The following is an 18,707-nucleotide window of genomic DNA, read 5'->3' on the forward strand; positions in this document are numbered from 1 at the left end:
GCGGCGATCTAGTGTCCGGGACATGGGTTCACGTTCCTCCTATCTTCTCGATGTCCTGGTCGCCGAGTTCGGCGAAGCGATCAAGCGGGATCCGGCCGCTTTCAGGCGGAAGTTCCGGAAGATGGCCGCTTCGCCGTTCGCCTTCTACCGGGGCAGCGCCTCGGTGTTCTACGCCGACATGTCCGGGCCTTACGCGGATGGAGCGTTCCTCGACGAGCGGACCAGGCGCGTGTGGATCCACGGCGACCTGCACGCGGAGAACTTCGGCACGTACATGAACGCCTCCGGCGTGCTGGTGTTCAACGTCAACGACTTCGACGAGGCCTACGTGGGGCCCTACACCTGGGATCTCAAGCGGTTCGCGGCCAGCGTGGCGCTGCTCGGGTACTCCAAGGCGCTGTCGGACGACGCGATCGCGGAGCTGGTGCGCGAGTTCGGCCGGGCCTACCTGGCCGAGCTGGGCGGCATCGCGCGCGGCGGCGACGACGCGATCGGGGCGCTGACCCTGGACACGACCGGTGGCGTGCTGCACCGGGTGCTGCAGACCGCCCGGCTGCGCACCCGGGTCTCCATGCTGGACGTGGAGACCACGATCGACTCCTACGACCGGCGCTTCGCCTTCATGGAGGGGCGCTCGGCGGTGGACGACGAGACCCGCGAGGCCGTGATCGCGTCCTTCCACGACTACCTGACCACGCTGCCCTCGCCGGGGAACCCGGTCGAGCACGTGGTCAAGGACGTGGCGCTGCGCAAGGGCGTGGGGATCGGCTCGGCCGGGCTGCCCTCGTACAACCTGCTGCTCGAGGGGCGGTCTCAGGCGCTGGAGAACGACGTGATCCTGTACATGAAGCAGGCCCAGGTGCCCGCAGTCTCGCGCCACGTCACCGACTCCCGGGTCGCCGGGTACTTCCGGCACCAGGGGCATCGCACCGCCGAGTCGCAACGCGCCCTGCAGGCCTACGCCGATCCATGGCTCGGCTACACGACGCTGCGCGGGGCCGGGCAGCTGGTCGCGGAGGTCTCGCCGTACTCCGCCGACCTGGACTGGGACGACGTCAACGAGCCCGCCGAGCTGATGACGATCATGCGGGACCTGGGGCGGGCGGTGGCGCGGATGCACTCCGTGGCCGACGACGAGTCCAGCCACGACCTGGTGGACTTCTCCACCGAGGAGGCGATCGTGGCGGCCGTCGGCGGCAACGAGTCCGAATTTGTCGCGATGCTGGAGGATTTCGCGTACGACTACGGGGCACAGGCCCGGCAGGACCATCAGCAGTTCGTCGACCTGTTCCGCAACGGGAAGCTCCCGGGGGTCTAGATGAAACACCTGATCGGGCTCTTACTGGGCACCGAGGAGGACTGGCCTGCCGCGTTCGAGACCGTCCTGCGGCGGCTGGGCCCGATCAGGGGAGTCGGCGAGTTCGACGTGGAACGCATCACGATCGAACCCTTCGACCTGCGTGACCGCCCGCGCCACGACCTGGTGATCGACCGGCTCGCGTACTGGTACTACCACCCGCGCGAGTGGCTGAAGAAGGTCGCCATGATGGACGACGTCTACCTGCTCAACAGCCCTTTCACGTTCCAGTCGATGGAGAAGCACGCGGCCTACTGCGCGATGATCCGCCTCGGGCTGAAGGTGCCCGACACCGTGCTCGTCCCGTACAAGAACCCGCCGGACAACGCCCGTTACGCCTACACCGCTGCCCGCTACAACCGGCCCTTCGACCTGGACAGGGTGGCCGAGAGCATCGGCTACCCGCTGTTCATGAAGCCCTACGACGGCGGCGCCTGGCGCGGGGTGTCGCTGGTGCGCTCCCCGGAGGAACTGCACGCCGCCTACGACGCGAGCGGCGAGATGCTCATGCACCTGCAGCAGGCGGTCGACGGGTACGACGCGTTCGCCCGCTCGCTGTCGATCGGCGCCGAGACCATGGTCATGCGCTTCCGGCCGGCCGAGCCGATGCACGCGCGCTACGCCGTCGACCACGCCTTCCTCTCCCCCGCCGTGGGCGAGGAGGTGGTGACGATCGGGCGGCTGGTCAACGCGTTCTTCCGCTGGGAGTTCAACTCGTGCGAGACCCTGGTCAAGGGCACCGACGTGCACCCCATCGACTACGCCAACGCCTGCCCGGACGTGGCGCTCACCAGCCTGCACTACTACTTCCCCTGGGCGATCAAGGCGCTGGTGCGCTGGTCGGTCTTCTGCGTCGCCACAGCCCGCCGGCCGCGGCTCGACCTCGACACCCGCGAGTACTTCGCGGTCACAGGGTCGTACGGCGAGCGGCTCGCGGCCTACCGGCGGCTGGCGGACGAATACTTCGAGACCGAGCGGTACCAGGAGTTCTGCGCCACCCATCTGCGGCACCTGGATGACATCGTGCTGGAGTGGGTGGCGGGACCGGACTTCGACCGGCTGCTGGTGGACACGGTGACGGCCACGTACCCGGCGCGCGAGCGGGACCGGTTCGTCTCGCACTTCCGCGGGCTGCTCGGGATGTGGGTGAAGGACTCGGGCTAGCGTTCGCGACCGACCAGTCGGTATGGTCCAGAACATGAGTCTGTTCTCGCTGTTCTCGGTCGAAGGCAAGACGGTCGTCGTCACCGGCGGGTCGCGGGGCATCGGCCAGATGATCGCGGCCGGGTTCGTCTCGGCGGGAGCCAAGGTCTACATCTCCTCGCGCAAGGCGGCCGAGGTGGAGAAGACCGCCGCGTCCCTGGGCTGCGTCGCGGTACCCGCCGACCTGTCGACCGCGGACGGGGTCGCCGCCCTCGTCGAGGCTGTGGACGGGCCGCTGGACGTGCTCGTCAACAACGCGGGGGCGACGTGGGGGGCGCCGCTGGAGGAGTTCCCCGAGCACGCCTTCGACAAGCTCTGGAACATCAACGTCAAGGGCGTCTTCTACCTGACCCAGCGCTTCCTGCCGCAGCTTCGTGCCGCGGCCGCTCCGGACGATCCCGCCCGTGTCATCAACGTCGGCTCGGTCGACGGGATCCGCGTGCCCTCCGTGGAGAACTACGCCTACTCGGCGTCCAAGGCCGGGGTCCACATGCTGACCAAGCACCTGGCCAGGCAGCTCGCGCCCGAGCACATCACGGTCAACGCGATCGCGCCCGGGCCCTTCGACTCGAAGATGATGGCCTTCGCCCTCGACGACCCCGCCACGCGCGCCGCGATCGCTTCCAACGTCCCGCTCGGCCGCATCGGCCACCCGGACGACGTGGCCGGCGCCGCCATCTACCTCGCCTCCCGCGCCGGCTCCTACCTGACAGGCACCGTCATCCCCATCGACGGCGGCATCACCGCCTGACCCACCCCCACCCCGCCTCGCACTTCCGAACCGCCATGCGCCTCGCGGGTACAGCGCCTGGCAGCCATCGCGCCCACACACCGTGCCCGCCGGGGTTCACGGGGAGCACCCAGGTGGGTGGTGTGCGGCGTTGCGGCGAGTGCCCGGTTGCCGTGAGCAGGGGCGCCGGGCACGCGTCGCGAGGGGGCGTCGGCGGGCGGCGGTGGGGCGGCTTGCCGTACAGCAGGAGATGACGCACCCGCAGCGGAGTGAGGGACTAGAGGAGGTCCGTAAGGGCGGTGGTGAGGCGGGTGGGGGCGTCGGGGGAGAGGTAGAGGTAGAGGTACGGCTCGGTGAGTTCGAGCTCGATGACCGCGGGGCTGCCGTCGGAGAGCCGGACCAGGTCGATCCTGGCGTAGAGGAGGGCTTGGGGGATGGTGGCAAGCACCTTCTCGGCGAGTTCGACCTGGTCCGGGGCCGGGGTGCGCAGTTGTGCCTCGATGTTGTCGGCGCCCGACTTGCCCGGGGTGAGCATCGGCGTGCGCCGGACGGCGTGGCTGAGGCGGCGGTTGAAGTACAGCAGCGACGTCTCGCCCTCCGACTCGACCATGTCGAGGTAGGGCTGCACCATCGGCGTACGCCCGTCGGCCTCGAGCGCGGCCGCGTGCGCCTGGGCGCGCGCACGGTCGGTGGTCCTGATCGTGTCGCGGGCGCCCGCGGAGATCGCGGGCTTGACGACATATTCCTCCCAGTACGGCATGCCGTCCGAAGCCCAGTGCGTGGGCACGGTCGGCACCCCCAGGTCTCGCAGGTACGTCTTGTCCGTGTTGGTCTCCAGGACGGTCGCCGGGTTCAGCAACCGCGTCACGCTCTCCGCCCGCCGGGCCCAGGCCAGGAACTCGTCGCGCCGGTCGACGTAGTCCCACACGGAGCGGACGACGGCGGCGTCATACCGTCCCCAGTCGACGTCCGGGTCGTCCCATCGCTCGGCCCGCGCCTCGATCCCGGCTTCCCGCCAGGCACGCAGGACCGGCTCGCGCTCGTCATCGTGCCCATCCGGGTCAGCAAACGTCACATAAGCACAAATAGTCACCCACGGATGCTAATACGCCCCATCCCCACCGCCTCAACCCACTCGGCCCACTTCCCACACGCATCACCCTCCGCGCCTGACCCTCGACTCCCGCACGAGCACCGCCGCCGCCAACCCCCTTCCATGTGAACCGCCCTCCACCCGGCTCCCCTCCTCATCCGCACCACGCGCTCCCGGCACTGATGTCTTGGACCGGCACCCGTCCGTCGAGCGTCCTGGAGCGAGGAGCGTCCTGAGGCGGGGACCAACGAGTGCCCGGGCGCTTCCCCACGTCGACGACCGTCCGACGAGCTCCCTGGATCTGAAGCGCGCCCTGGGGCCTGGATCATCGAGCGCGCGGGCGCTTCCCCACATCGACGACCGTCCGAGGGCTTCCCGGATCGGCAGGGCTACCGGCGTTCGAGCTGGGTCCTCCTTCTGGCTGGCAACGACGATGGGGCTGGGCGTCACAGGGAGTGGGCGCCGCGGGCCCGCCCGACGCCGGGGGCGCGGCGTGATCGGGCGGGCGGCTACGGGGGCTCGGCGGGATGCCGAGCCCGGTCCGGAGGAGCCGAGGAGGCTCGCGGGGCGGACGGCCGGTCCGATAACCCGGCTCAGTGGGACTGACCGACCGCGATCGCGAGCCTCCTCGACGCCGCTTGGGTCCGGAGCACCCGAGGCGGACGCCGACGGCGACCTCGGGCTCCGGTAGGGCGCGCGCGTAAGGAAGTGCCAGGCACGCCGTACCGCGCACCTACGCGCCGCAAGGCGAGCAAGGACGCCTTACGACCGGCAACACCCCGCACCACTGAGCAGCACGCCGTGGTCCCGGCGAGCGCCGCACCGCGATGCACCACGTTGTGCAACCGGCAGGCACGCCGTACGACTGAGGTGGCCCGTGATGGTGAGGGCGGCGCGAGCCGGGGATGGCGGCCGGCCGCGCGGACGAGGAGCGGCTAGCGGACGTAGACGTCCACGTCGACCCAGCTGCCGCGGGTGGCCGTCACGGCGTTGCCGTTGATGTTGTTGACGTTGGTGGACCCACCTCTGCCGATGTTGCCGGCGAAGACATTGCCGAAGTTGTTGCCCGACTGCGAGGAGTTGGCGTTGTGACTGCTGTTGCCGATGTTCGTGCTTGCATAAGCCGGAGCGGAGAGCAGGGTGGTGCCGGCGGCGGCCACGACGATCCCGGTGACGCAGAGCTTCTTGATCATGCGATGTCCTTCCAGCGAGATGTTGGCGTGGTGTCGGGCCCGGGAGGCCCGCAAAACGTTCAGCTGAAGATGTAGGTCACCGAGATGCTGCCGTCGGAAGCGGTGGTTGCGATGCCGTTGACGTTGTTGACGTTGGTCGAGCCGCCGTAGGCGTGATTGGAGGCGCCGACGTTTCCGAAGTTGTTGCCGGACTGGGACGAGTCGCTGTTGTGGCTCCAGTTCTTGCCGGTCCAGCTGTCCGCGTGCGCCGGGGCTGCCAGCAGGCTGACGCCCGCGGCCGTAGCCAGCACGGCACCGGCCGTGCACAGCTTTCTGATCACTCCAGCTCCTTCTTTCGGGATTGACCCGCATGGGCAGCACGAGACCTGGGCCCTGGGCTCGCGACTGACCCTTTGACTGCGCTTGACCCCGTGAGGTCAAAGCCATAGCGATCATATAACTGAGCGTTGCCATTGAATAGCTATGAGTAATCAGAAGATTGTTCCGGCGAGACACTGACGGAAGGTGTCAGCGGTCCCCGCCTAGCGTGCTCGGCGTGATCTACGAACTGCGGTACTACACCCTGCGCCCCGAGGCCAGAGAGACGCTCATCGAGCTGTTCGAGCGGGAGTTCGTCGAGTCGCAGGAGGCCGTGGGCGCCGAGGTGGTCGGCACGTTCCGCGACCCGGACAACCCAGACACTTTCCCATGGATCAGGAAATTTCCGGGCATGGAGGCGAGGCGGACGGCGCTCGAGGCCTTCTACGGCGGCCCGGTCTGGAAGGCCCACCGCGACGCCGCCAACGCCACGATGCTCGACTCCGACAACGTGCTGCTCCTGCGCCCCTCCCCCGTCCCCGTCGACGGGTTCTCACGGAGCGAACGCCCGCCCGTCGGAGCCACCGAGCCGCCCGGATCCCTGTATGTGGCGACGATCCACCACGTCGAGCCCGGATCCGCCGGCCAGTTCGCGGAGAAGGCCCTGGCGGTGCTGCGGGAGGCGGGCGTGCCGGTGGTCGCCTGCTTCGAGACGGAGCACGCCGAGAACACCTTCCCCGCGCTGCCGGTCCGGACCGAGGCGAACGTCTTCGTGTGGTTCGCCCGCTTCGACCGCCCCGAGGACTGCAGGATCCCCTCGCATCCCGTCCTCGACGAGAGGCCGCACCAGGTGATCCGGCTCGCCCCCACGGCCAGATCGGCCCTGCGATGAGCCTGGTCAGCGGCCCCTTCGACGGGCCCTGTATCGCCGTGATCTTCACCTCGGTGCGGACGAGGACGGACGCGGAGGGCTACGGCGAGACGGCCGACCACATGGTACGGCTGGCCAGGCGACAACCCGGCTTCCTGGGCGTCGACTCGGCCCGCGGCCCGGACGGGCTGGGGATCACCGTGGCGTACTGGCGGGACGAGGAGTCGATCGCCGCCTGGCGCGAGCACGCCCAGCACGCGGCCGCCCGCCAGGCGGGGCGGGACCGCTGGTATGAGGAGTTCGCCGTCCACGTCACCCGCGTCGACCGCTCCTACGCCTTCCACCGCCCGTCTCAGGCGCCGTAGGGCGGGGTCTGGGGTGGGGCCTGGGCGAGGAGGGCGGCGACGGCGGAGGCGATCTCGGTGGCGGGCCAGCGGGTGTCGCGGGTGAGGCTGGGGCCGTGCTGCCAGCCGGTGGCCAGGGAGAGCGTGCCGCCTTCGACCTCGAAGACGCGGCCCGTGACGTGGGCCGACTCCGGGGAGCCGAGCCAGGCCACGAGCGGCGCGACGTTGGCCGGGTCCATGGAGTCGAAGCCGGAGTCCGGTTTGGCCATGGTGTCGGCGAAGACCTCCTCCGTCATGCGCGTCCTGGCGGCGGGCGCGATGGCGTTGACCGTGACCCCGTAGCGGCCGAGTTCGGCGGCGGCGACCGCGGTGAGGGCGGCGATGCCGGCCTTGGCGGCGGAGTAGTTGGACTGGCCGAGGCTGCCCATGAGTCCCGCCCCGGACGAGGTGTTGATCACCCGGGCGTCCACCGGGGTCCCGGATTTGTGGCAGGAGCGCCAATGCGCCGCGGCCTGCCGTAAGGGCAGGAAATGGCCCTTGAGGTGGACGCGGACGACGTCGTCCCACTCCTCCTCCGACGTGGACACCAGCATCCGGTCGCGGACGAAGCCGGCGTTGTTCACCAGCACGTCCAGCCGCCCGAAGGCGCTGACCGCGGTCTTGACGAGGCGGGCGGCGCCGTCCCAGGTGGCCACGTCGTCGGCGTTGGCGACGGCCTCGCCGCCCAGGTCGCGGATCTCCGCGACGACCGCGAGCGCGGGCTCCCCTGACTTGCCCTCGCCCGAGCGGCCGGTGCCGAGGTCGTTGACGACCACCCGGGCGCCCTGGCGGGCGAACTCCAGCGCGTGCTCCCGCCCGATCCCCCTCCCCGCACCGGTCACGATCACGACCCGCCCATCACAGATGCCCACGAGAGCCTCCAAGCTCCGAAAAATCCAGTGATCGTAACAGTCGCTTGGCGATCACGGTGCGGGGTCGGTCAAGTAGCGCCAAGCGGGCACCTCACCGCCACCGTGGACCGCCACCTGGGCCCCGGTCACGTACCCGGGCGAGCCCAGCCACAGGCAGGCCGAGGCCACGTCCGCGGGCGAGGCCAGCCGGCCCGCCGGGATCGTGGACTCCACGGCCGCGCCCCCGTAGTGCTCGGGGGCCTCCGCCAGGCCGACCACCACGGCGTTGACCCGGACCTCGGGCGCCCACTCGGCCGCCAGGCAGGCGGTCAGGTGGTGCAGGCCCGCCTTGGCCGCGCCGTACGCGGAGGTTCCCGGCGACGGGCGCGTGCCGCTCGAGCTGCCGATCATGATGATCGAGCCGTGCGCGGCGGCGAGCAGCGGGTGCGCCCGCTGCGCGACCAGCAGCGGCGCGATGAGGTTGAGCTCGATGACCCGCGCGTGCAGGCGCGGCGAGGTCCCCGCGACAGGCGCGTACGGCGAGCCGCCCGCGTTGTTGACCACCACGTCGAGCCGCTCGAGCCCGCCGATCAGCCGGTCGACGTCGTCGGGATCCCGCACGTCGGCCTGGACGAACCCGGGCACGTCCGCGGATTGCCGCCCGCACACGATCACCTCGGCCCCCGCGTCGCGGAACGCCGTGGCCACGCCCGCACCGATGCCCCTGGTCCCGCCGGTCACCAGCACGACCTTGCCCGCGTAGTCGTAAGTCACGGTCACGGGTGCTACCGTACCAAGCAAGCGTTAGGTACAACCAGGGAGCGGGATGGGAATCACGCTACGGGAGGGCCCGATCGCCGAGCTGGTCGTGGACGTCCCCCCGGTCAACGCGCTGACCGCGCGCGGCTGGCACGAGGTGGCCGATGCCCTGCGGCGGGCGGGCGAGAGTCCGGAGACCAGGGTGGTGGTGCTGCGTGCCGAGGGCCGCGGCTTCAACGCCGGCGTCGACGTCAAGGAGCTGTCCGCCGACGGACAGCACGCGGCCATGGTGGCGGTGAACCGGGCCTGTTACGCCGCGTTCGCGGCCGTCTACGACTGCGCGGTGCCGGTGATCGCGGCGGTCCACGGCTACTGCCTGGGCGGTGGAGTCGGCCTGGTGGGCAACGCCGACATCGTGGTGGCCTCCGACGATGCCTACTTCGGCCTGCCCGAGGTGGACAGGGGCGCGCTGGGCGCGGCCACGCATCTGGCGCGGCTGGTGCCGCAGCACCTGATGCGCGCCATGGTCTTCACGTGCCGCACGGTGACGGCCGCCGAGCTGCGGGCCTTCGGCTCGGTGCTCGAGGTGACCTCCCGCGACAAGCTGCGCGACCTGGCGATGAGCGTCGCCGAGCAGATCGCCGCCAAGGACCCGTACGTGATCCGCCGCGCCAAGGAGTCGCTCAACGGGATCGACCCGGTCGACGTCAAGCGCGGCTACCGCTTCGAGCAGGGCTTCACGTTCGAACTCAACCTGATGGGCAAGCGGAAGGGGCTCGAGGCGTGAAGGTGATGTCGATCGAGCAGGTCGTCGCCGCGCTGGACAGCGGCATGACGATCGGCATCGGCGGCTGGGGCTCGCGCCGCAAGCCGATGGCGCTGGTCCGCGCGATCGTCCGCTCGCCGTTGCGGGACCTGACGATCATCTCGTACGGCGGAGCCGACGTCGGGATGCTGTGCGCCGCGGGAAAGGTGCGCAAGGTCGTCGCCCCGTTCGTCACGCTCGACACGATCCCGCTTGAGCCGCACTTCCGCGCGGCCAGGCAGGCGGGCGCGGTCGAGTTCGCGGAGTACGACGAGGGCATGTTCATGTTCGGGCTGCTGGCGGCGGCGCACCGGCTGCCGTTCCTGCCCACCCCGGCGGGTCTGGGTTCCGACGTGCTGCGGATGAATCCGGACCTGCGGACGGTCCGCTCGCCGTACGGGGAGGAGGAGCTGGTGGCGGTCCCCCCGCTGACCATGGACGTGGCGCTGGTGCACATGAACAGGGCCGACCGGCGGGGCAACGCGCAGTACCTGGGCCCCGACCCCTACTTCGACGACCTCTACGCCAAGGCGGCCACGAAGTGCTACGTCTCGTGCGAGCGGCTGGTGGAGACGGAGGACCTGCTGAAGGAGGGCCCCGTCCAGTCGCTGCTGATCAACCGATCCCTCGTGACAGGGGTGGTCGAAACACCCCACGGGGCGCACTTCACAGCGTGCGAACCCGACTACCCGAGGGACGAAGCCTTCCAGAAGCTCTACGCCACCACCCCATGGGACGAGTTCTACGAAAGGTTCATCAACAGCGATGAGGGCTGACGTGTGCGTGGTCGCCTGCGCCGAGGCGTTCCGCGGGGACGGCGAGGTGCTGGCGGCCGGGATCGGCGGCGCGATCACGGTGCTCGGGGCCCGCCTGGCCAGGCTGACGTTCGAGCCCGACCTGCTCACCCACGACGGCGTGTGCCTGCTGACCGGCGACGTGCCCGCCCTCGGCGAGGCGCCGCGGGTGGTGGAGGGCTGGCTGCCGTTCCGCGACCACCTCTGGCTGGTGCTGCACGGCAGGCGGCACGTGATGCTGGGCGCCTCCCAGATCGACAGGTACGGCAACACCAACATCTCCGCCATCGGTGACTGGAGCCGGCCCAAGGCGCAACTGCTCGGCGTTCGCGGCGCACCCGGCAACACGCGGTGCAACCCGACGAGCTACTGGATCCCCCGCCACTCCCCCCGGGTTTTCGTGCCGCAGGTGGACGTGGTGAGCGGTCTGGGCACCGACCGCGGCGCCCACGAACTGCGTCGCGTGGTCACGGATCTGGCCGTGCTGGACTTCCAGGGTGAAGGCGGCAGGATGCGGCTGGCGTCGGTCCATCCCGGTGTGAGCGTCCAGGACGTGGTGGCGGCGACCGGCTTCGAGCTGGAGATCCCCGCGCAGGTGCCGGAGAGCAGGGAGCCGACCGCCGAGGAGTTGCGGATCCTGGACGAGATCCTGGACCCGGCGGGGACGCGGGCACGGGAGGTGCCCGGGTGAGGACCGCGCTGACCGACCTGGTGGGCTGCCGGTACCCGATCGTGCAGACCGGGATGGGATACGTGGCCGGCGCCGGGCTGGCGGCGGCCACCTCCGAGGCCGGCGGGCTCGGCGTCATCGCGGCGGCGACCATGTCGGTGCCCGAGATGACCACCGCGATCAGGGCCGTCAAGGAGCGCACCGGCGCGCCCTTCGGGGTCAACATCCGCTCCGACGCCGACGACGCGCCCGAGCGGGTCGAGGTGATGATCCGCGAGGGCGTCAAGGTGGCCTCGTTCGCGCTCGCGCCCCGCAGAGAACTGATCGCCAGGCTCCAGGACGCGGGCGTGGTCACGATCCCGTCGGTGGGCGCGCGCAGGCACGCCGAGAAGGTGGCCGCCTGGGGCGTGGACGCGGTGATCGTCCAGGGCGGCGAGGGCGGCGGCCACACCGGTCCGCTGGCGACCACGCTGCTGCTCCCCCAGGTGGTCGACGCCGTCGACATCCCGGTGATCGCCGCGGGTGGGTTCTTCGACGGGCGCGGGCTGGTGGCGGCGCTGGCCTACGGGGCGTGCGGCATCGCGATGGGCACCCGCTTCCTGCTCACCTCGGACTCCCCCGTGCCCGACGAGGTGAAGAAGGTCTACCTGGCGGCCACGGAGACGCTCGTCACGACCAAGGCCGACGGGGTGCCGCACCGGATGCTGAAGACGCCGTTCGCGGAGTCGCTCGAGCGGTCGCGGCTGCTGCGGGCCGTGCTCAACGGCGCCCGCTTCAAGCGGCTCTCGGGCCTGTCGTGGGCGCGGATGCTGCGTGAGGGGCGGCGGATGCGGCACGGCAGGGAGCTCACCTGGGCCCAGGTCCTGCAGGCCGCCAACACGCCGGTCCTGCTGCGGGCCGCCATGGTGGACGGCCGCGCCGACCTCGGCGTGATGGCGGCGGGCCAGGTGGTGAGCGTCATCCACGACCTGCCCTCGTGCGAGGAGCTGATCACCCGCATCATGACGGAGGCCAAGGCGACGCTGTCCCACCTCAGCGGGTCCTGACACTCGGCGACCCGAGAACCGCCGTACGGCCCGCCACGCCGCTGGGACGGCCGGGCCGTACAACCTCTATGGAGCCTGACGCAGCCGGTGGGCCGCCGAGACCACGTTGGCCAATGCCGCCTCCACCTGCTCGTAGGTGCGCGTCTTCAGCCCGCAGTCCGGGTTGACCCACACGCGCTCGCGCGGCAGCACCTCGAGCGTGGCCCGCAGCAGCCGCTCGACCTCGTCCTCGCCCGGCACCCGCGGCGAGTGGATGTCGTACACCCCCGGCCCGAGCCCGCGCCCGAACGACGACACCGCGCCCAGGATGCGCGCGCCCGATCGGGCCGACTCGATCGTGGTGACGTCGGCGTCCAGCCCGTCGATCGCGGCCAGGATCTGGTCGGCGTCGGAGTAGCACAGGTGCGTGTGGATCTGCGTACGGTCACCGGCCCCCGCCGTGGCGTGGCGGTAGGCGGCCACCGCCCACTCCAGGTAGGCCTCCTGCGACGAGCGCCGCAGCGGCAGCAGCTCGCGCAGCGCCGGCTCGTCGACCTGGATGATCGAGATCCCGGCCGCCTCCAGATCCCGTACCTCCTCGCGCACCGCGTCGGCCACCTGGAGGACCACGTCGCGCAGCGGCAGGTCGTCGCGGACGAACGACCAGGCCACGATCGTGACGGGGCCGGTCAGCATGCCCTTGACGTGCCGGTCGGTCAGCGACTGGGCGTAGCGCGCCCACCGCACGGTGATCGGCTCCGGGCGGGAGACGTCGCCGTGCAGGATCGGCGGCCTGGTGCAGCGCGAGCCGTACGACTGGACCCAGCCGTTGCGCGTGACGGCGAAACCGTCCAGGTGCTCGGCGAAGTACTGCACCATGTCGTTGCGCTCGGGCTCGCCGTGCACGAGCACGTCCAGCCCGAGCCGCTCCTGCAGCCGGATGACGTGCTCGATCTCCTGCTCGACGCGCCGCTCGTAGCCGGCCTGCGACAGCGTGCCCGCGGCCACGGCGGCGCGGGCCGCGCGCAGCTCGCCGGTCTGCGGGAACGAGCCGATCGTGGTCGTCGGCAGCGCGGGCAGCCGCAGGTGCTCCGCCTGCGCCGCGGCCCGCGCCTGGTACGGGCCGCGCCCCTCGACCACGACGGGCTCGATCAGCTCGACGGAGGGCGCGGCGGGAGCCGTACCGGTGAACTCCCGCCCTGACAGGGCGACGACCTCGGCGACCTTCTGCTCGGCGAAGGCCAGCCGCGCGCGCAGCGCGGGGTCGAGGTCGTCCTCGGCGTCCAGGTCGTAGGGCACGTGCTGCAGCGAGCAGGACGTGCTCACCACCACCTGCGCGGCCTGGTCGCTGACGGCGCGCAGGCGGGCCAGGGCGAGTTCGGGCGAGGTCCGCCAGACGTCGCGCCCGGACACCACACCCGCCACCACGATCTTGCCTGGCACGCTGTGCGCCTGCCCGCGCACCAGGTCGAGCCCGATCGCCTCGACCGGCGTGGCCGCCAGCACCGGCAGCGACTCGCCCAGGTCACCGAAGTAGGACGCGACGAACAGCCCGGGCCGTACGGCCAGCCCCCCGAGCCGGTCGTAGGCGGCCCGCACGGCGTCCAGCTCGGCGGGCGCGCGGTCGGCCACCAGCGCGGGCTCGTCCAGCTGGACCCAGGCCACCCCTTCGGCGGCCAGCGCCCCGAGCAGCTCCTCGTAGCAGGGCAGCACGTCCGCCAGCCGGTCCAGAGCCCCGGCGAGCAGCAGGAACGTCACAGGACCCAGAATCACGGGCCGGGTCTCGTGGCCCAGCGCCCGCGCCTCCCGCACCTCGGACAGCGGCTTGGCGGCGTCCAGCTTGAAGACGGTCTCGGGGCCGATCTCCGGCACGAGGTAGTGGTAGTTCGTGTCGAACCATTTGGTCATCCGCAGCGGCGGCAGCCCCTGCGTGCCGCGCGCCATCGCGAAGTACGGGTCGTCGGCCTCCAGATAGCGCTCCGGCACCGCGCCGAGCAGCACGGCGGTGTCGAGCACCTGGTCGTAGAGGGAGAACGTGTTGGACGGCAACCCGGCCAGGCCGAGCTCGGCCAGCCGGTTCCAGGTCGCGGCCCGCAGCTCGGCGCCGGTCCGCTCCAGCTCCTCGCGGGTGGAGCGGCCGTCCCAGTAGGCCTCGAGCGCCCGCTTCAGCTCGCGGTTGGGACCGATCCTGGGATAGCCGAGCACGGTGGATGCAGGGAATTCAGACATGGCGGCATCCTGCCCGGATACCGGCCGGCCCTAGGCCATCTATTGTTGATGCTTATGGACCTGCCCCTGCGCGAGATCCACGCGTTCGCCGTGGTCGCCAGGCGGCTGAGCTTCTCCGGGGCCGCCGCCGAGCTCGGCATGTCCCAGCCTGCGGTGAGCCAGGCCGTGGGGCGGCTCGAGCGGGCGCTCGGGCTCCGCCTGTTCCATCGGACCAGCCGTGAGGTGCGGTTGACCGCGCAGGGCAAGGCGCTGGTCGGGTACGCGCAGGCGGTTCTGGCGGCCGCCGCCGCGTTCCGTGAGGAGGGCGAGCGGCTGGTCCGCCCAGCTATTCGTCTTGCTTATCCATCGTTGGTCGGTCCGCTGGCCGCGCGCGTCGCCAGGAGGCTGGCCGCCCGCGGCGTAGCCGTGGAGCTGAAGGCGGCAGGGCGGGCCGCGGCCGTGGCGGGACTGGCCGACGGCGAGGTGTCGGCGGCCGTCCTGGGCATGCCCGCGCCGGCCGCGTTCACCACGGCGGCGCGTTTCCATGTCGGCGTCGACCGGCTCGCGGTGCCCATCGGAGACCGGCTGGCCGGCCGCGCCAAGGTCGGGCCGGAGGAGCTGAAGGGGCGCGAGCTGCTGCTGCCGCGCAACCGGCCGGCGGGCGGGGCATGGGCCAGGCTGTCGGCGCTGGTGCCCGGACCGCACCGGATCGTGGGCGACGACCTGGACGACTTCGCCGCCGCGCTCGACCTGGTCGCGGCCGGTGCGGGGCTGCTGCCGCTGCCGCAGCTGCTCGCCCGCACGATCCGCCGCGACGACGTCCGCTTCGTGCCGCTCGAGGCGGGCGAGCTGCGCCTGTCCTTCGGGCTGGCCTGGCCGCCCGAGCGGGTGACGCCGGAGCTGCTCGCGTTGGTGCAGGCCGTACAGGACGCGCTGTGGACTAGGTGACGGGCAGGTTCTTCAGCGCCTCCCTGCGCGACAGGCCCGTGATGCCCTTGGTGCGCACGTAGCGCACGACCTCGTGCGGGTCGGTCTTGGCGAACTCGCGCAGCGCCCAGCCGATCGCCTTGCGGGCGAAGAAGTCGTTGTCGGACAGGCTCGGCTCGATGCAGGCGTACAGCAGCGCGGTGTCGGTGCGCTCCTTGAAGCGGTTCTGGCTGAGGATGGCCGTGCGCCGCTTCCACAGGTCATCGTCGCGCGCCCACTCCAGCATGAGCGGCCGCATCGAGTCGGGGAACGCCGTGAGCAGCGCCCCGATCCTGTGCGTGGCCAGCTCGTCGACCAGGTCCCACCAGGCGCCTGTGACGATCATCTCCTCGTACATCGGCACCGTGTAGAGCGTCTGGAACTCCCGGTAGTAGCGGAATCCGGTCAGCTCGATCGCCGCGTAGCGCTCCTCGCGGTATTCGGCCTCCCGCCACAGCGCCAGCACCGCCCGCCGCCACTCGGGTGCGGTGTCGATGCGCTGCTCGGCGAAGACCTTGCGCAACGCCGCCCGCCGGGGACCGGCCTGGACACCCAGGAACGGCATCGTCGACTTCATGTAGGCCTGCATCTGCGGAGCCTTGGCGGGCTCGGCTACCTCCTGCAGGGCCAGCCGGATGGCTTTGCCGAGGTTCATCCCTTCTGGGTGGTCCGCTCGCCGGTGGCCAGGCCGTCGAACAGGACCGTGATGTAGTGCTCGGCCAGCCCGGTCGTGTTGAGCCTGCCGCCGGGGCGGAACCAGCGCACCGCCACCCAGATCGTGTCGCGGATCATCCGGTAGGTGAGCTTGGGGTCGACGTCGGCGCGGAACTGGCCGGCCGCCTGGCCCGCCTTGATCTGCGCGACCCACATCTGCTCGACCTCGTCCTCGGCCTTGACGAGGTAGTTGAAGCGCTCGAACTGGCGCAGGTAGTTCCAGTCGTTCTGCATCACGGTGATCGCGGCGCGGTGCGGCTCCAGCGTGCTGAAGCCGATGCGGACCATCTCCGACAGCACCGTGCGCGGGTCGGAGCCGGACTCGAGCGCGGCGCGGTAGCGGGCGATCAGGTCGTCGAGGAAGGTCGACAGGACCTCGTCGACGATCGTCTCCTTGGAGTCGAAGTGGTGGTAGAGACTTCCTGAGAGGATTCCGGCCTCGTTGGCGATCTCGCGAACCGTCGTCGCCTGGAAGCCCTTCCGCGCGAAGATCTCCGCGGCGAGCTTGACGAGGTGGTCCCGGCGCTCGGAGGCCGACCCGGTGGAGCTGGCCCGCGGGCGCTTGGCGGAGGCGGCAGTGGCGGAGGTCTTTCGCGTTGTCACGTCCTCCATTATGACCTCTCGCACAATCGCTTGTTCACATAACCCACGCAGCTCAGCCGTCTACCAAGCGCTTGCTACGATATCGGCATGAGCGACGCTTACATCGTCGGCGCGGTCAGGACCGCCGTCGGGCGCAGGAACGGGGGCCTGTCGGCGGCCCACCCCGCCGACCTGGGCGCGCACGTGCTGAAGCAGCTGATGCAACGCACCGGCGCCGACCCGGCAGCCGTCGACGACGTGATCTTCGGCTGCGTCGACACGGTCGGCCCCCAGGCCGGCGACATCGCCCGCACCTGCTGGCTGGCGGCCGGACTGCCCGAGGAGGTGCCCGGCGTCACGGTCGACAGGCAGTGCGGCTCCTCGCAGCAGGCTCTCGCCTTCGCCGCCCAGGCCGTCATGTCGGGCACCAGCGACCTGGTGGTGGCCGGCGGCGTGCAGAACATGAGCATGGTGCCCATCTCCCAGGCCATGATCGCCGGCCGCGAGCTGGGGCACGACACGCCCTTCAGCGGCTCCAAGGGCTGGGCGCAGCGGTACGGCACGCAGGAGGTCTCCCAGTTCCACGGGGCCGAGCGGATAGCCGCCACGTGGGACGTCTCGCGGGAGGACATGGAGGTCTACGCCCTCGAGTCGCACCGGCGGGCGCTGCACGCGATCGACGCCGGGTACTTCGCCGGGCAGATCGTGCCGTACGAGGGCGTCGCCACGGACGAGGGGCCCCGGCGTGACACCTCGCTCGAGCGCATGGCAGGGCTGAAGCCCCTCCTGGACGGCGGGCGCCTGACCGCCGCGCTGGCCTCGCAGATCTCCGACGGGGCGGCCGCGCTGCTGGTCGCCTCGGCGGCAGCCGTACGCGAGCACGGGCTGAGGCCGCTGGCGCGCGTTCACCACCTGTCGGCGCGCGGCGCGGACCCGATCACCATGCTGGACGCGCCGATCCCCGCGACGGCGCGGGCGCTGGAGCGGGCCGGGATGACGATCGGTCAGATGGACGCGGTGGAGGTCAACGAGGCGTTCGCGTCCGTGGTGATCGCCTGGCTGCGGGCGACCGGCGCCGACCCCGCGCGCGTCAACCCCAACGGCGGGGCGATCGCGCTGGGACATCCGCTGGGCGCGACCGGCGCGGTGCTGGCGGTCAAGCTGCTGCACGAGCTGGAGCGGACCGGCGGCCGGTACGGCCTGCAGACCATGTGCGAGGGCGGCGGCCAGGCGAACGTGACGATCCTCGAGCGGCTCTAGCCCTCACCCAGGCGTCGCCCCGCGACGGCGCGCAGGTCCTCGCGCAGCCGTTCCCCGGCCTCGCCGAACAGCTCCTCGTCGACCTGGACCGCGACCCGCACGGCCTGCCTGGCCACCTCGCGGCCCGCCTCGGTGACCTCCAGCCGCAGCGAGCGGGCATCGGCCGGATCGGGAGCGCGGACCAGCAGCCCGCGCTCCTCCAGGGTGCGCAGCACCTTGGAGGCCATCATCCGGTCGGCCCCCGCGTTGTCGGCGACCTCCTGCTGGGTGGGCAGGCGCCCGGTGGTGCGGGCCAGCCACCCGGCCGAGGCCAGCAGGTTGAACTGGGTGGGGGTCAGACCGAGCGGCCGTAGCGACCGCTCCATGGCCTGCCGCCAGACCAGCGCCGCGTGGTGGAGCCAGAAGCCGGGGCTCATCAGCGGTCCTCTGGGCTCAGCCACGCCTGGCCGCCTCCACTTCCAGAGCGGCGAAGGTCCGCTGCAGGTCGGCGCGGATGGCGCGCTCCCAGATCAGGCGGAAGATCGGCGCGAACGGCCCGTGTATCTCGATGTGCTTGCTGACCTTGACCTTGCCGTCACCGACGGGCTCGTAGCGGTTCACCCCGCAGAACTTACCGAAGGGGATCCCGGCCTGGCTGGCCCACATCCGCTCCCGCTCGACCTCGGTGATCGTGAAGGGGCCCCCAGGGGCGCCCTTGGGCTTGACGTAGCCCGTCGTGCCCGGCTCGAACGGGCCGTCGATGCGCGACTTCTCCTCGTGCGGGTCCCAGGCGGGCCAGCTCGGCACGTCGGTGGCGACCCGCCAGATCGCCGCGATGTCGCCGCTGATGATCGCCTCTTCGCTGAAGCTGTACATCCGAGCCTCCTTGTTGTCGTCACGACAACAATAACTGTAGTCGCGACAACTGTCTAGGGTTTCGGGCGGCTGTCTGTGCTGCACGGCAGGC

Annotated in this window: 21 protein-coding genes; 11 read left to right on the forward strand and 10 right to left on the reverse strand. The window is 71.1% G+C overall.

Annotation, left to right across the window (positions count from 1 at the left end; all coding sequences use genetic code 11):
* The first annotated feature begins 22 nt into the window (after positions 1-22).
* Genes KIK09_RS27790 through KIK09_RS27800 form a run of 3 tightly spaced genes read left to right on the forward strand, consistent with a single transcriptional unit; the run spans position 23 to position 3,311 of the window.
* The gene (locus KIK09_RS27790; RefSeq protein WP_214322317.1) at positions 23-1,318 is read left to right on the forward strand and encodes a DUF2252 domain-containing protein; all 1,296 of its coding nucleotides are present in this window, start codon (positions 23-25) and stop codon (positions 1,316-1,318) included.
* Positions 1,319-2,521 carry an ATP-grasp domain-containing protein gene (locus tag KIK09_RS27795; RefSeq protein ID WP_214322318.1) on the forward strand — a complete coding sequence of 401 codons (1,203 nt, stop codon included), beginning with the start codon at positions 1,319-1,321 and terminating at the stop codon, positions 2,519-2,521.
* Positions 2,522-2,555: 34 nt separating this feature from the next.
* Positions 2,556-3,311, forward strand: a complete 756-nt coding sequence (locus KIK09_RS27800) for an SDR family oxidoreductase (RefSeq protein WP_250573886.1) — start codon at positions 2,556-2,558, stop codon at positions 3,309-3,311.
* Between the two features lie 256 nt (positions 3,312-3,567).
* Here KIK09_RS27800 and KIK09_RS27805 read toward each other — a convergent pair whose 3' ends face one another.
* From KIK09_RS27805 to KIK09_RS27815, 3 genes are all read right to left on the reverse strand, one after another.
* Complete coding sequence (locus tag KIK09_RS27805; protein WP_308164323.1) at positions 3,568-4,365, reverse strand: ATP-grasp domain-containing protein; 798 nt, start codon at positions 4,363-4,365, stop codon at positions 3,568-3,570.
* 953 nt (positions 4,366-5,318) lie between these two features.
* Positions 5,319-5,576: a hypothetical protein gene (locus KIK09_RS27810; RefSeq protein WP_214322321.1), complete on the reverse strand. Its 258-nt coding sequence runs from the start codon at positions 5,574-5,576 to the stop codon at positions 5,319-5,321.
* A 59-nt stretch (positions 5,577-5,635) separates the two neighbouring features.
* Positions 5,636-5,896 (reverse strand): hypothetical protein, encoded by a 261-nt coding sequence (locus KIK09_RS27815; RefSeq protein ID WP_214322322.1) that lies wholly within the window; start codon positions 5,894-5,896, stop codon positions 5,636-5,638.
* A gap of 215 nt (positions 5,897-6,111) precedes the next feature.
* Between KIK09_RS27815 and KIK09_RS27820 the strand changes: the two genes are divergently transcribed.
* Together KIK09_RS27820 and KIK09_RS27825 are read left to right on the forward strand one after the other, a co-directional pair.
* Positions 6,112-6,765, forward strand: coding sequence for an NIPSNAP family protein (locus KIK09_RS27820; protein ID WP_214322323.1), 654 nt, complete (start codon positions 6,112-6,114; stop codon positions 6,763-6,765).
* Entirely contained in the window at positions 6,762-7,109 is a 348-nt protein-coding gene (locus KIK09_RS27825) for an antibiotic biosynthesis monooxygenase family protein (protein WP_214322324.1), read from the forward strand. The genes KIK09_RS27820 and KIK09_RS27825 overlap by 4 nt, the downstream gene beginning before the upstream one ends.
* Here KIK09_RS27825 and KIK09_RS27830 read toward each other — a convergent pair.
* Together KIK09_RS27830 and KIK09_RS27835 are read right to left on the reverse strand one after the other, a co-directional pair.
* Complete coding sequence (locus KIK09_RS27830; protein WP_214322325.1) at positions 7,097-7,999, reverse strand: SDR family oxidoreductase; 903 nt, start codon at positions 7,997-7,999, stop codon at positions 7,097-7,099. The two genes, KIK09_RS27825 and KIK09_RS27830, sit on opposite strands and share 13 nt — an antisense overlap.
* A 51-nt stretch (positions 8,000-8,050) precedes the next feature.
* A complete protein-coding gene (locus tag KIK09_RS27835; RefSeq protein ID WP_214322326.1) occupies positions 8,051-8,758 on the reverse strand; it encodes an SDR family oxidoreductase in 708 nt (235 codons plus the stop codon).
* A 46-nt stretch (positions 8,759-8,804) separates the two neighbouring features.
* Between KIK09_RS27835 and KIK09_RS27840 the strand changes: the two genes are divergently transcribed.
* From KIK09_RS27840 to KIK09_RS27855, 4 genes are read left to right on the forward strand one after another with little or no spacing between them, the layout of a single operon-like run.
* Complete coding sequence (locus tag KIK09_RS27840) at positions 8,805-9,524, forward strand: enoyl-CoA hydratase family protein (protein ID WP_214322327.1); 720 nt, start codon at positions 8,805-8,807, stop codon at positions 9,522-9,524.
* Between the two features lie 5 nt (positions 9,525-9,529).
* Positions 9,530-10,318, forward strand: coding sequence for a CoA transferase subunit A (locus KIK09_RS27845; RefSeq protein WP_214322453.1), 789 nt, complete (start codon positions 9,530-9,532; stop codon positions 10,316-10,318).
* Positions 10,308-11,027 (forward strand): CoA-transferase subunit beta, encoded by a 720-nt coding sequence (locus KIK09_RS27850; protein WP_214322328.1) that lies wholly within the window; start codon positions 10,308-10,310, stop codon positions 11,025-11,027. Before KIK09_RS27845 ends, KIK09_RS27850 begins: the two co-directional genes overlap by 11 nt.
* Positions 11,024-12,052, forward strand: coding sequence for an NAD(P)H-dependent flavin oxidoreductase (locus KIK09_RS27855; RefSeq protein ID WP_214322329.1), 1,029 nt, complete (start codon positions 11,024-11,026; stop codon positions 12,050-12,052). The genes KIK09_RS27850 and KIK09_RS27855 overlap by 4 nt, the downstream gene beginning before the upstream one ends.
* A gap of 66 nt (positions 12,053-12,118) precedes the next feature.
* On the opposite strand, the gene metE is transcribed toward KIK09_RS27855, so the two are convergent.
* Positions 12,119-14,260, reverse strand: a complete 2,142-nt coding sequence (gene metE, locus KIK09_RS27860) for a 5-methyltetrahydropteroyltriglutamate--homocysteine S-methyltransferase (RefSeq protein ID WP_214322330.1) — start codon at positions 14,258-14,260, stop codon at positions 12,119-12,121.
* Positions 14,261-14,314: 54 nt separating this feature from the next.
* On the opposite strand from metE, the gene KIK09_RS27865 reads away from it, so the two are divergent.
* Positions 14,315-15,187, forward strand: coding sequence for a LysR family transcriptional regulator (locus KIK09_RS27865; RefSeq protein WP_214322331.1), 873 nt, complete (start codon positions 14,315-14,317; stop codon positions 15,185-15,187).
* On the opposite strand, the gene KIK09_RS27870 is transcribed toward KIK09_RS27865, so the two are convergent.
* Positions 15,180-15,860: a DNA alkylation repair protein gene (locus KIK09_RS27870; protein ID WP_214322332.1), complete on the reverse strand. Its 681-nt coding sequence runs from the start codon at positions 15,858-15,860 to the stop codon at positions 15,180-15,182. The two genes, KIK09_RS27865 and KIK09_RS27870, sit on opposite strands and share 8 nt — an antisense overlap.
* Positions 15,857-16,531 (reverse strand): TetR/AcrR family transcriptional regulator, encoded by a 675-nt coding sequence (locus tag KIK09_RS27875; RefSeq protein ID WP_372455684.1) that lies wholly within the window; start codon positions 16,529-16,531, stop codon positions 15,857-15,859. Before KIK09_RS27875 ends, KIK09_RS27870 begins: the two co-directional genes overlap by 4 nt.
* 78 nt (positions 16,532-16,609) lie before the next feature.
* Here KIK09_RS27875 and KIK09_RS27880 point away from each other — a divergent pair, with 78 nt between their 5' ends.
* The gene (locus KIK09_RS27880; protein ID WP_214322334.1) at positions 16,610-17,761 is read left to right on the forward strand and encodes an acetyl-CoA C-acetyltransferase; all 1,152 of its coding nucleotides are present in this window, start codon (positions 16,610-16,612) and stop codon (positions 17,759-17,761) included.
* Here the strand turns inward: KIK09_RS27880 and KIK09_RS27885 are convergent.
* Both KIK09_RS27885 and KIK09_RS27890 read right to left on the reverse strand, forming a co-directional pair.
* Positions 17,758-18,201 carry a MarR family winged helix-turn-helix transcriptional regulator gene (locus KIK09_RS27885; RefSeq protein ID WP_214322335.1) on the reverse strand — a complete coding sequence of 148 codons (444 nt, stop codon included), beginning with the start codon at positions 18,199-18,201 and terminating at the stop codon, positions 17,758-17,760. The two genes, KIK09_RS27880 and KIK09_RS27885, sit on opposite strands and share 4 nt — an antisense overlap.
* Positions 18,194-18,616, reverse strand: coding sequence for an SRPBCC family protein (locus KIK09_RS27890; RefSeq protein ID WP_214322336.1), 423 nt, complete (start codon positions 18,614-18,616; stop codon positions 18,194-18,196). The genes KIK09_RS27885 and KIK09_RS27890 overlap by 8 nt, the downstream gene beginning before the upstream one ends.
* Between the last annotated feature and the right edge of the window lie 91 nt (positions 18,617-18,707).

This window comes from Nonomuraea sediminis, assembly GCF_018531495.1.
Classification (GTDB): Bacteria; Actinomycetota; Actinomycetes; order Streptosporangiales; family Streptosporangiaceae; genus Nonomuraea; species Nonomuraea sediminis.